6 protein-coding genes and 2 pseudogenes are annotated in these 12,923 nt (G+C 68.2%); 5 read left to right on the top strand and 3 right to left on the bottom strand.

What is annotated here, in order from left to right; all coding sequences use genetic code 11:
* The first annotated feature begins 97 nt into the window (after window positions 1–97).
* Together ppc and ACWPN8_RS01205 are read left to right on the top strand one after the other, a co-directional pair.
* A complete protein-coding gene (gene ppc / locus ACWPN8_RS01200) occupies window positions 98–2,869 on the top strand; it encodes a phosphoenolpyruvate carboxylase (protein ID WP_492239633.1) in 2,772 nt (923 codons plus the stop codon).
* Window positions 2,870–3,161: 292 nt separating this feature from the next.
* Complete coding sequence (locus tag ACWPN8_RS01205; protein WP_109096229.1) at window positions 3,162–3,353, top strand: hypothetical protein; 192 nt, start codon at window positions 3,162–3,164, stop codon at window positions 3,351–3,353.
* A 273-nt stretch (window positions 3,354–3,626) separates the two neighbouring features.
* Here the strand turns inward: ACWPN8_RS01205 and ACWPN8_RS01210 are convergent.
* Window positions 3,627–3,917, bottom strand: a pseudogene (locus tag ACWPN8_RS01210) (methyl-accepting chemotaxis protein); the annotation flags it as partial.
* 529 nt (window positions 3,918–4,446) lie between these two features.
* A pseudogene (locus ACWPN8_RS01215) lies at window positions 4,447–6,093 on the bottom strand (methyl-accepting chemotaxis protein); the annotation flags it as partial.
* 366 nt (window positions 6,094–6,459) lie between these two features.
* Here ACWPN8_RS01215 and ACWPN8_RS01220 point away from each other — a divergent pair.
* Genes ACWPN8_RS01220 through ACWPN8_RS01230 form a run of 3 tightly spaced genes read left to right on the top strand, consistent with a single transcriptional unit; the run spans window position 6,460 to window position 12,690 of the window.
* Complete coding sequence (locus ACWPN8_RS01220; RefSeq protein WP_492239634.1) at window positions 6,460–7,623, top strand: FIST signal transduction protein; 1,164 nt, start codon at window positions 6,460–6,462, stop codon at window positions 7,621–7,623.
* Window positions 7,624–7,627: 4 nt separating this feature from the next.
* Complete coding sequence (locus tag ACWPN8_RS01225) at window positions 7,628–11,563, top strand: PAS domain S-box protein (RefSeq protein WP_492239635.1); 3,936 nt, start codon at window positions 7,628–7,630, stop codon at window positions 11,561–11,563.
* A complete protein-coding gene (locus tag ACWPN8_RS01230) occupies window positions 11,560–12,690 on the top strand; it encodes an HD-GYP domain-containing protein (RefSeq protein ID WP_492239636.1) in 1,131 nt (376 codons plus the stop codon). Before ACWPN8_RS01225 ends, ACWPN8_RS01230 begins: the two co-directional genes overlap by 4 nt.
* Window positions 12,691–12,717: 27 nt before the next feature.
* Here ACWPN8_RS01230 and ACWPN8_RS01235 read toward each other — a convergent pair whose 3' ends face one another.
* A complete protein-coding gene (locus ACWPN8_RS01235; RefSeq protein ID WP_492239637.1) occupies window positions 12,718–12,915 on the bottom strand; it encodes a hypothetical protein in 198 nt (65 codons plus the stop codon).
* Between the last annotated feature and the right edge of the window lie 8 nt (window positions 12,916–12,923).

The following is a 12,923-nucleotide window of genomic DNA, read 5'->3' on the forward strand; positions in this document are numbered from 1 at the left end:
ACTTCGCGTGCAGGGGGCACCTCCTGCCCGAAAAATGATCATCCTCGTTCGCGCATCGACCCGTATCCGTCCATCCTCGACCAGGAAACCGTCGCCCATGTCCGCCATCCTGCTGCAGGAAAGTTCCGAGACGAAGGACCAGCCGCTCCGCGAAGACATCCGCCTGCTGGGGCGCATCCTGGGCGACACCGTCCGCAGCCAGGAAGGGGAGGCGGTGTTCGACATCGTCGAGCGCATCCGCCAGACCTCGATCCGCTTTCACCGCGAAGAGGACCAGGGCGCCCGCAAGGAGCTTGAGGCGATCCTGAACAGCCTGTCCCCGCCGCAGACGGCGCGGGTGGTGCGGGCCTACAGCTTCTTCTCGCACCTCGCCAACATCGCGGAGGACCAGCACCACATCCGCCGCACCCGTGCCCATGCGCTCGCCGGGTCGGCCGCGCGCGACGGCACCATGGCCCATGCGCTGGACGAGGCGGCGAAAGCCGGTGTCACAACCCAGCAGTTGAAGGAGTTCTTCGACGGCGCGCTGGTCAGCCCGGTGCTGACCGCCCACCCGACCGAGGTGCAGCGCAAGAGCATCCTGACCGTGCAGATGCAGGTCGCCAAGCTGCTGGCCGAGCGCGACCACGGGCCGATGACGCCGGAGGAGGAGGACACCAACCTCGAATCGCTCCAGCGCGCCGTGCTGACGCTGTGGCAGACCGCGATCCTGCGCGCCACCAAGCTGGCGGTGACGGACGAGGTGGCCAACGGCCTGACCTTCTACGACTACACCTTCCTGCGCGAGATGCCGCGCTTCTATGCCCAACTGGAAGACCATCTGCGCAAGACCGACCCGTCCTGGACGACGACGGAGCTGCCGTCCTTCCTACGGATGGGCAGCTGGATCGGCGGCGACCGCGACGGCAACCCCTTCGTCACCGCCCCCGTGCTGCGTCAGGCGATGCGGATGCAGAGCACCCGCGCCCTGCAATTCTATCTGGACGAGCTGCACACGCTGGGGTCGGAGCTGTCGCTCAGCACCCGCGTCATCGACGTGTCGGAGCCGCTGCGCCAGCTGGCCGAGCGTTCGCCCGACCCGTCGCCGCACCGCAAGATGGAGCCCTACCGCCGCGCCATTTCCGGCATCTATGCGCGGGTCGCCGCGACGCTTCGGACGCTGGACGGGCTGGAGGCGCCGCGCCACGCCGTGGGCGACGCGCCGCCCTACCAGACGCCGGCTGAGTTCCGCGCCGACCTCGAGATCATCGACCGCTCGCTGACCGTCAACGGCTCGGCGGCTCTGGCGAAGGGCCGGCTGCGTCACCTGCGCCGCGCCGTCGACCTGTTCGGCTTCCATCTCGCCAGCATCGACCTGCGCCAGAACTCCGACGTGCATGAGCGTTCGGTGGCGGAGCTGCTGTCCTTCGCCGACGCCGACGTCGATTACACGGCGCTGTCGGAGGACGAGCGGATCGAGATCCTGGTGCGCGAGCTGGACACCAACCGCCCGCTGGCCTCCGGCTACGCCGACTATTCCGAAGAAACCAGTTCCGAACTGGACATCCTGCGCACCGCCGCCGAAGCCCGCGTCCGCTTCGGCACTGATGCGGTGGTGAACTGCGTCATCTCCAAGACCGACGGCGTGTCGGACATCCTTGAGGTCGCCGTCCTGCTGAAGGAAGCCGGGCTGCTGCGACCGAAGGACAAGGCGCTGGAGCTGAACATCGCCCCGCTGTTCGAGACCATCGGCGACCTGCGCAACTGCGCCGCCACCATGGACCGGCTGCTGTCGATCCCGGTCTATCGGCGCTTCCTGGAGAGCCGCGGCAATCTGCAGGAGGTGATGCTCGGCTATTCGGACAGCAACAAGGACGGCGGGTTCCTCACCTCCGGCTGGGAGCTGTACAAGGCCGAGATCGCGCTGGTCGAAGTGTTCGCCAAGCATGGCGTGCGGCTGCGTCTGTTCCATGGCCGCGGCGGCTCGGTCGGCCGTGGCGGCGGTCCCAGCTATCAGGCGATCCTGGCCCAGCCGGCCGGCGCCGTGCAGGGCGCCATCCGCATCACCGAGCAGGGCGAGGTCATCGCCGGGAAGTATTCCAACCCGGAGGTCGGCCGCCGCAACCTGGAAACGCTGGCGGCCGCGACGCTGGAAGCCACGCTGCTGCACCCGGAATCGGCCGCCCCCTGCACCGACCAGTTCCTCCAGACCATGGAGGAACTGTCGGAGCACGCCTTCAAGGCCTATCGCGGGCTGGTCTACGAGACCGAGGGCTTCGAGAAGTATTTCTGGGAATCGACGGTGATCGGCGAGATCGCCAACCTCAACATCGGCAGCCGCCCGGCTTCGCGCAAGAAATCGACCAGCATCGAGGATCTGCGCGCCATTCCCTGGGTGTTCAGCTGGGCGCAGTGCCGCCTGATGCTGCCGGGCTGGTACGGCTTCGGGTCGGCGGTGAAGGCCTATCTGGCCCAGCATCCCGACGGGATCGAGCGGCTGCGCGCCATGCACCGCGATTGGGGCTTCTTCAGCACGCTGCTGTCCAACATGGACATGGTGCTGTCCAAGTCGAACATCGCCATCGCATCGCGCTATGCCGGGCTGGTGTCGGACCCGGCGCTGCGCGACGCCATCTTCACCCGCATCCGGGCGGAATGGCAGGACAGCATCGACGCCCTGCTGGCGATCACCGAACAGTCGGCCCTGCTGGAGAAGAACCCGCTGCTGGCGCGGTCGATCCGCAACCGCTTCCCCTATCTGGACCCGCTGAACCATGTCCAGGTCGAGTTGCTGAAGCGTCACCGCACCAGCGACAGCGGCGAGCAGATCGCCCGCGGCATCCATCTGACCATCAACGGCATCGCCGCCGGCCTGCGCAACAGCGGCTGATCTCCCGCCGTTTTCTTGCCGCAACGCAGCGGCGGGCGACGTTCCGCCGCATGGTTTCCGACAAAAACGCCCTTCCTCCGCCGCGAGGAAGGGCGTTTTATGTTTGCGGACGAACGGCTTGGTCCGTCTTGTCCTTTTCTTGTGCGATGCACGATCAACTCTTCGGCATCGCAAAACAAAACTCGGCCGTTGGTGTTGAGGCCAAAATAAGTCACGACAGATCTGCCGAAAATCACAGTTGATCGTCGGTGAGTATTTTGATACCTCATGCCTCCCCGAGAGGAGAAATGGTATGACCACTCAGTCACAGCAGCAACAGATGGCCCAACCGCATCAAGAGCGGACGGCCACCGGTACCCAGGGCAACCGCGGCACGCAGGGCGGCGCCACCGACACCCATGAGGAATTCTGCGGCGGCGCCTGCGGTGCCGGTGCCGGCGCCGCGGTGATCTGGCGCCCGATCACGGTCGGGACCCGGCGCTGACCAGCGACGGTCTCCGCATGAGAAAAGCCCCTCTCCGCTGACGGGAGAGGGGCTTTTTTCTTTCGGTTCTGTTTTTGGCTATTTGCGGTCCCGGCGGCCCGGTCAGCCCGCCCGCATGCGGTTGACCAGACTGTCGACCTGCGAGCCCAGCGAGCGCACCTCATCCGCGACGGTGGAGGAGGCGGTCAGCACGCGGGTGGCGGACTCGCCGGACTCAGCGGCGGCGCGGGCGACGCTGTCGATGTTGCGCCGGACATGCTGGGTGCCGTCGGCCGCCTCGCCGACATTGCGGGCGATCTCGCGGGTGGCCGCACTCTGCTGTTCGACCGAGGCGGCGACGGTGGCGGCGATCTCGTTGATCTCGCGGATGGTGCCGGCGATGGAGCGGATCGCGTCCACCGCATCCTGGGTCACCGCCTGCATCGCCTGGATCTGGCTGGAGATCTCCTCCGTCGCCTTGCCGGTCTGGTTGGCGAGGCTCTTCACCTCGCTCGCCACCACGGCGAAGCCCTTGCCGGCCTCGCCGGCGCGGGCCGCCTCGATGGTGGCGTTCAGTGCCAGCAAATTGGTTCTGGCTGGCGATGTCGTTGATGAGCTGCACCACCTCGCCGATCTTGTTGGCCGACTGCGACAGGCCCTCCACCGTGCGGTCGGTGCGCTCGGCCTCGGTCGCCGCCTTGCGGGCGATCTGGCTGGATGCGTGGACTTGGCTGCCGATCTCCTGGATCGAGGCCGACAGCTCCTCCGTCGCGGCGGCGACCGCCTTGACGCTGCCTTCGGCCTGCTGGGACGTGCTGGCGGCGGTTGCCGCCTCGCCGGTGGTGGCCTCGGCGTTGCGGCTCATCCGCTGGGCCATGTCCTGCATCTCGCCGGCGGCGCGGGCGACGCGGTCCAGCACGCCGCGCACGCTGCTCTCGAAGTTCTCGGCCATCTCGACCATGGCACGGCGGCGCTCGCCGGCGGCACGGCCGCGTTCGGCCTCGGCCCGCGCATTGGCGGCCTTCGCCTCGTTGGCGGTGTCGCGGAAGACCATCAGGGCGCGGGTCATATCGCCGATCTCGTCGGAGCCGGCAGGGGGGATCGGCGCGTTCAGGTTGCCGGCGGCAATCGCCCGCATGGCATCGGACAGTTGGCTGAGGCGCGCGACGATGTTGCGGCCGACCACGAACCAGGCCAGCGCCGCAGCGCCGATCAGGCTGCCGACCGCAAACAGGATCAGCATCTTACGGCCGGCCGACAGGGCGTCGGTGGCCCCGGCGGCGGCAGTGTCCGCCTCCTGCTTCATCGCGGCGATCTGGCCGTCGACCATGCCGGCGAACTGCTGGGCGATCTGGCGGTTCTCCGCCAGCACCTTCTCGTTCTCCGCGGCGGCGCCGAGTTCGGAGCGGCGCAGCTTGAACAGGCTGTTGTCGCCCTTGCCGAAGCCGGCCAGCAGCTCGGCACTCTTCACCAGCTTCGGCAGCCCGTCGTCGCCGGCTGCCTGAAGTGCCTTCAGCCGCTCCTCCATCGCCTTGGCGGCGGCCGTGAAACGGGTTTCCAGCATGGCGAGCCGGTCGGCGCTGGGCGCCTGCGTCGCTTCGTTCAGCGCACCGACGGTGGCGGCGGCGTAGGTCGACAGTTCCAGATATGTGCGGAAGCGGGCCAGACCGTCCCCCAGCAGATCCTGCATCGAGTCACGGGTCTGCGACCGGATGTTGACGCTCGACAGCTTGATCTCGGCCTTCAGCCGCATCAGCGGCGATTCCATCTGGTCCAGCAGAGCGGCCTGCCGGCGGGCGGCATCGGCCAGGACATCGGTCGTCTTCTGGCGGATAGCATCGCGCTCGGCGCTGCCGGCCGGCAGTTCCAGCGCCTTGCGGCGCATGTCGAAGACGCCGTCGGCGCCGTCGCCCAGCAGGAAGAAGGCGTCCAGCCCGTCGGAGGTCTCCTTGCTCAGCCGGCTGCCGATCTGGGCGGTGGCGCTGACCATGCGGGCGGCCGCTTCCAGATAATTCTGCTGGAACTGGGTGACGGCGAAGGCGGTTTCGGCACCACCGGTGCGCGTCAGCGCTTCCGATGCGAGCCCCAAGTCGCCACGCACCTCATACATCGTGATCAGCGAGCGGATAGCATCGCCCAGCGAATTCATGTCACGCTCGGTGCTGCTGTCCAGCGTCTCGCCCTTGCCGCGCAGCGTGGCGCCGGCCCGCTCGGTCAGCGGAGCGAGGTTGGCGAGGAAGGCGTCGTAGGACTTGGCCAGATCGACCGCTATTGTCTCGCGCGTGCCGCGGACGGACAGGCGCAGGTTGGCGGCGGCGTTGCCGCGTTCCAGCGTCGCGATCAGCCCCTGGGTCTTGGCGCGCAGTTCGCCGATCCGCGGATCGCCGGACCGGTGGGTGGCCAGTTCCTCCACCAGGGCGCCCAGCGCCTTGCCGTTGCCCATGATCTCGCCATAGACGCGCTCGCGCTCGCTCTGGCTTTCGGCGGCGGCAAGCACCGGCGCGGCAGCGGCGATGCCGCTGCTCTCGCCGGACAGGCGCTTCGCCAGCTCCATCTCCGGCAGGCCGGTGCCGACGATCTGCGTCAGCGGCCGTTCCACCGCCGAGAAGGAGGTCAGCCCGACCATGCTGGCGGCGACCGTCATGCCGGCCATGCCGGCGAAGGCGAGCAGAAGCTTGCCGCGCACGCCCAGCCTGCGGCCGCCTGCGGCACCTGTTGGGTGGTGGGGCACGGTGGTATCGTCGCGCGCGTTCATCGTCATATGCGTCCTGCTCCCCGGAAAGTGCGTCTAGGCCGGGCTTTCCACCCATTCTGCCCAATTCGTTGGTTCCCGCCGGCTGCGGACCGCTCCCCCACTCCCAGGGATTGTTCCGACCCACACTGCTTGGCCGCCCAACCATACCGCAGTGTGGTTGACAGATCCTTACGGGGGAACTCTCATTTTCTGCCTTTGCCGGTCATAATCCAATCGTCAAACCCTGTTCGGATGGTGAACTTAACATGCGTCATTATGACCATCCGCAGCCCACCAACGTTATAGAGTCTCTTCGCGATCACAGCTGCATGATAGTCTCGGACTGGAAGTCATCGACGATGGGGAGAGGCATGCGGGTCTGGCAATCGGCGTTTGCACCCCCGGGGGCGGATTCTGTCTCCGCGGACCGCCGATCTCGTTCTGGTTTTCGGCTCCATCGACATCTTCGACAGTCCAGGCTTCGCCAACCGGCTGGCTGCCGCCTACCCCGAGGCGATAAGGGTGGGATGCAGCACGGCGGGTGAGATCGCCGGGGACAGCGTCCTCGACGGTTCCTGCATCGCGACCGCCATCCGCTTCGACAAGGGCACCGCGGTCTTCGCCACGGAGGCCGGCATCGCATCCTCCGACGACAGCCAGCGCGCGGGCGAAGCGCTCGGGGAGGCGCTGACCGCCCGGCCGGGCCTGTCGGGGGTGCTGCTGTTCGCCCGCGGCGTCGGCGTCAATGGCAGTGCGCTGATCGACGGGCTGTCGTCGCGCCTGCCATCCGGCGTGCCGGTATCGGGCGGGCTGGCCGGCGACGGCGGTGCTTTCGTCCGCACGCTGGTGCTGGGACCGTCCGGCGTGTCCGACGCGCGGGCGGTGGCAGTCGGGCTGTACGGCGATTCCGTGCATCTCGGCCTCGGTTCCGTCGGCGGGTGGGAGCCGTTCGGGCCGGCGCGCAAGGTGACGAAGGCGGTCGGCAACCTGCTGCTCCAGCTGGACGGCGAACCGGCACTGAACGTCTACAAGCGCTATCTCGGCGATTATGCCCGCGACCTCCCGGCATCCGGGCTGCTGTTCCCCTTCGAGCTGCTGAACGGCAACCATGATTCGGTCGGGCTGATCCGCACCATCCTCGGCATCGACGAGGCGGCTGGCGGGCTGATCCTGGCCGGCACGGTGGAGGAAGGCTTCTATCTGCGGCTGATGCATGCCAGCACCGATGGGCTGGTCGACGGGGCGGAGCAGGCCGGCGCGATCGCCTCCGCCGCCAGTGCCGGCGCACTGACGGTCGGCACGACTGCCGGAATGGCTGCCGAGCCAGCCGCCGAAGCGGCAGATGGCCGGTTCGCCCTGTTGACCAGCTGCGTCGGACGCAAGCTGGTGATGGGCGACCGGGTGGAGGAGGAGGTGCAGGCGGTGGCCGACCGGATGGGGGCCGGCACCGTGCTGGCCGGCTTCTATTCCTATGGAGAGATCGGGCCGATGCGTGATCTGGTCGATTGCCGGCTGCACAACCAGACGATGACGGTTGCTCTGCTGACGGAACGCTGACCGCATGCACCGCCTGCTGCAAAGCCAGTTCAAGCGGGTGCTGGGCCTGCCGACCGCCGAGGCGGCAGACTCCGTCCTGGCGGAGTTGAAGGCGCTCGCCGGCACCGCCGGTCTGTCGGCGGAGGCGGCGCGGATGCTGGAGACGCTGCCGGCGCTGTTCACCCGCATTGGCCAGAGCTATGAGCAGGCGGACCGCGACCTGACGCTCAGGGCACGCAGCCTGCAGCTGAGTTCGGAGGAGCTGGCCGACACCAACGAGCGCCTGCGGCGCGAGGCGGCGGCGCAGGCCCATGCCATCCGCCGGCTGCGCGGCATCGCCAACAGCCTGCTGCGGGCGGATGGCCGTCCCGAACTGCCGGATGCGGCCGACAGCAGCCCGACCGACAGCCTGGAACGGCTGAGCCAGCTGATGGCAGGGCTGGTGGAGGAACGCTCCGCTGCGCAACGGGCGCTGGAACAGCAGAAATTCGCGCTCGACCAGCATGCCATCGTCAGCATCACCGACCACCGCGGCATCATCACCTACGCCAACGACAAATTCTGCCAGATCAGCGGCTTCCCCCGCGAAGAGTTGCTCGGCCGGTCGCACCGCATCGTCAATTCCGGCCACCACCCCTCCGGCTTCTTCGCGGAGATGTGGCACACCGTCATGGACGGGCAGGTCTGGCACGGCGAGATCTGCAACCGCACCAAGGCGGGCGAGGAATACTGGGTGGCGGCGACCATCGTCCCGCAGCTGACCGCCAACGGCCAGCCGCACCAGTACATCGCCATCCGCACCGACATCACCGAGCGCAAGCGGATGGAGGCGGAGCTTGAGGACAGCCGCCGCTTCCTGCAAAGCATCACCGACAGCATGGGCGAGGGCGTCTTCTCGCTGGACCGCAACGGCTTCTGCACCTTCCTCAACCCGGAAGCCGAACGGCTGCTCGGCTGGTCGCTGGAGGAGTTGCACGGCATCACCCTGCATGATGCCGTGCATTACAAGGACGGGCAGGGGCGGCCGGTCGCGGGCAAGGACTGCACCGTCCTCAACACCGTCCGGCGCGGCGAGATCCACCGCTCGGAAACCGATCATTTCGTCCGGCGCGACGGCACGATCTTCCCCATCGCCATCACCGCGGTGCCGCTGCGCGAGGATGGCCGCATCGTCGGCTCGGTCACCGTCTTCCAGGACATCACCGAGCGCCAGCGCATGCTGACCGCTTTGCAGGAAAGCGAGGAACGGCTGACGGTGGCGCTGGACGCCTCCATCACCGGGCTGTGGGACTGGAACCCGGTGACGGACCATGCCTATTTCTCCGACCTCTGGCTCGGCATGCTCGGCTATGCGCCCGGCGAACTGGCGGGAAGGGGCGCCACCTGGCTGGCACTGCTTCACGAGGGCGACCGCGACCGCGTGCTGGCGACACTGGAGGATCATGTGGCCGGCCGCGCCCCGGTCTATGAGGTCGAGTTCCGCATGCGCCACAAATCGGGCGCCTGGGTCTGGATCCTGTCGGCCGGCAAGGTGACGGACCGCGACGCCGACGGCCTGCCGACCCGCATCACCGGCATCCACAAGGATGTGACCGACCGCAAGCGGACCGAGGACGAGCTTGCCCGCGCCAAGGAGGAGGCCGACCGCGCCAACCGGCAGAAGAGCGATTTCCTGGCCAACATGAGCCACGAGATCCGCACGCCGATGAACGCGGTGATCGGCCTCAGCCACCTGATGATGAAGACGGAGCTGACGCCGCGACAGCGCGATTACCTCGACAAGATCCATGCCTCCTCGCGCAGCCTGCTCGGCATCATCAACGACATCCTCGATTTCTCGAAGGTCGAGGCCGGAAAGCTGACGATCGAGGCGATCCCCTTCCACATCGGCGACGTGTTGCAGGAGGTGGCGACCGTCGTCCTGCCCAAGGTGCGGGAAAAGGGGCTGGAACTGATCGTCGACCTGCATGGCGGCGTGCCGGGCACGCTGGTCGGCGACCCGTTGCGGCTGGGTCAGGTCATCCTGAATCTCGTCTCCAACGCCGTGAAGTTCACCGAACGGGGCGAGGTGGCGGTGACGGTCGGCGGGCGCATCGGCACCGCCGACGATTACCGGCTGGAGGTGGAGGTCTGCGACACCGGCATCGGCATGTCGCCGGAACAGGCCGCCGCCCTGTTCCGCCCCTTCACCCAGGCCGACAGCTCCACCACGCGGCGCTTCGGCGGCACCGGCCTGGGGCTGGCGATCTGCCGGCAGCTGGTGGAGCTGATGGGCGGAACCGTGTCGGTGGAAAGCCGGCCGGGCGAGGGCAGCATCTTCCGCTTCTCCATCCGCTGCCGGGTCGCGGCCGGCGACACCACCGACGACCGGCTGCCGCGCGACCTGATGGACCGCCGCGTGCTGGTGGTCGACGACAGCGATGCCGTGCGCTCGATTCTGACCGACATGCTGGAACGCTTCGGTCTGACCGTCGAATCGGTCGGCGACGGCTTGTCGGCGCTGCGCCGGCTGGAGGAAGGACAGACCGGCATCAGGCCGCCGGTGGAGCTGGTGGTGCTGGACTGGCGCATGCCGGAACTGGACGGGGTGGAGACGCTGCGCCGCCTGCGCGCGTTGCCGGGCGCCCAGCCGCCTGTGGTGATGACCACCGCCTACGGCACTGACGGGGTGCAGGGGGCGCTGGACGGCGCGCTGAAAAACACGAGCGCGGCCGGTCCCGACCGGCCGGTCACCGCCGTGCTGGAAAAGCCGGTGACGCCGTCCGCCATGTTCGATTCGGTGATGATGGCGCTGGGCGGGGCTGCGGCCCGGCCCGGCGAGTCCGCACGCCGCGTGCACGATCCGGCCCAGTCGACGGAGCTGTCGGCGCTGGTCGGGCGCAGCGTGCTGCTGGTGGAGGACAATCTGGTCAACCAGCAGGTCGCCTGCGGCCTGCTGGAGCTGGTCGGCATCGAGGCCACCGTGGTCGGCAGCGGCGAGGAGGCCCTGCAATGCCTGCGTGAGGTGAAATTCGACCTCGTGCTGATGGATGTGCAGATGCCGGGGCTCGACGGCTACGAGACGACGCGGCTGATCCGGCGAAAGCTGGAACTGTCGAGCCTGCCGATCATCGCCATGACCGCCCACGCCATGGCCGGCGACCGCGAGCGCTGCCTCGATTCCGGCATGAACGACCATGTCTCCAAACCGATCGACCCGGAGACGCTCTACGCCGCACTCGCCCGCTGGCTGAAGCCGGTGCGCGGGATCGGCGGCGCCGCCGCGGCCACCACCGGGAATGCCGCAATACCGGCGGTCTCCGCGGTATCGGCCGCCCAGGCGCTGCCCGAGAGCCTGCCGCCGCTCGATCTCGCGGTCGCCCGGCGCAATGTGAACGGCAACCTCGCCCTGCTGCGCCGGATCCTGATCGATTTCGCCGCCACCCATGAGGCAGAGGCGGTGCGGCTGTCCACCGCCGTTTGCGAGGACCGTTGGAAGGACGTGCTGCGGCTGTCCCACACCTTGAAGGGCACGGCGGCCACCATCGGCGCCATGGAGCTGTCCGGTCTGGCGGGCCGGGTGGAGGCCGGCGCGATGACGGTGCCGCCGGCTGTCGAGGACGGCCTGCTCGACCGGCTTGCCGACGCCCTTGCGCGGGTGGTGGAGGGAATCGGCAGCCTCGGCCGGCCGGTTGCGGACATCACCCCGATGCCCGAACCGCCGGCATCGGCCAGCCTTCCGCGCGACATGCTGCGCGCGGCGCAATCGCTGTCCGACCGGCTGGGCGGCCTGCTGATCGCCGGAGATCCGGAAGCGGGCGATCTGGCCGATGCGCTTGCTTGCCTGCTGGCCGGCAGCCCGGTGACGTCCCTAGCCGAGCGTGTAAACCGTCATGCGGGGGCCTTCGATTTCGACGACGCCTCCACCGCCCTGACCGAACTGCGCGAACGCCTGCGCGATTTGAGAGAGACCGCGACATGAGCCTGCCGCCCCCGGTCGGACAGCCGAACGGCGACAAGCCGCGCATCCTGATCGTCGACGACGAGCCGATCAACCTGAAGGTCATGGCCGATCTGTTGCGCGACAGCTACGGCCTGATCGTGGCGAAGGACGGCCCGCAGGCGCTTGCCCGTCTGGCCGGCGACCCGCTGCCCGACCTGATCCTGCTGGACGTGATGATGCCGGGCATGGACGGCGTCGAGGTCTGCCGGAGGCTCAAAAGCGACGCCCGCACCCGCGGCGTGCCGGTGATCTTCATCACCGCAATGGGGCAGGTCCATGACGAGACCCGCGGGTTCGAGGTGGGAGCCGTCGATTACATCACCAAGCCGATCTCCCCGCCGGTGATGCTGGCGCGCGTCCGCACCCACATCGCGCTCCGCGAGGCGCAACGCGCGCTCGCCGACCAGAACAGGCAGCTGGAGGATCGTGTGGCGGAACGCACCCGCGACCTGCTGCGCGCCCAGGACGCCACCATCCGCGCCATGGCCTCGCTGGCGGAAACCCGCGACAACGAAACCGGCAACCACATCCGGCGGACCCAGAACTATGTGCTGGCGCTCGCCCTCCATCTCAGCCGCGACCCGCGTTATGCCGGCCAGCTGGACGAGGAAACCATCGAGCTGCTCTACAAATCGGCACCACTGCACGATGTCGGCAAGGTCGGCATTCCGGACTCGATCCTGCTGAAGCCGGGAAAGCTCAGCGACGACGAGTTCGAGGTGATGAAGACCCACGCGGCCCTGGGGCACGACGCCATCTTCGCCGCCGAAGGGCAGGCCGACCTCGCCATCGCCGGCGGAAGCTCGTTCCTGCGCATCGCGCGGGAGATCGCCCATGGCCACCACGAGCGCTGGGACGGCACCGGCTATCCCCAGGGCTTGGCGGGAGAGGCGATCCCGCTGTCGGCCCGCCTGATGGCGGTCGCCGACGTGTACGATGCGCTAATCAGCCGCCGCTGCTACAAGCCGCCCTTCCCGCACGAACAGGCGGCCTCCATCATCCGTGAAGGCAGCGGCAGCCATTTCGATCCCGCCGTTGTCGACGCCTTCAACGCCCTGGAGGACGAGTTCACCGACATCGCCAGCCGTTACAAGGACGAGGAGTGAGGATCGCGCACCATGTGGCGCCTATCCTCAGAACAGCTCGATCTCGACCTCGCGCCGGCCGATCACCGCAGCCTCCTGGCCGTCCGAGTCCAGAATATGGATCGGATCCCCGTCGCAATCGTCCGACATCGCCTGGGCGATCTCAAGCAGTTGAAGCGGCAGCCGCATCCGGCCATTCGACGACCGGTTGGCGCGGCAGGGGGCGATGGTGACGGTGATGGCCATGGATGGTG

It is taken from the genome of Azospirillum sp. UENF 112521, assembly GCF_058780665.1.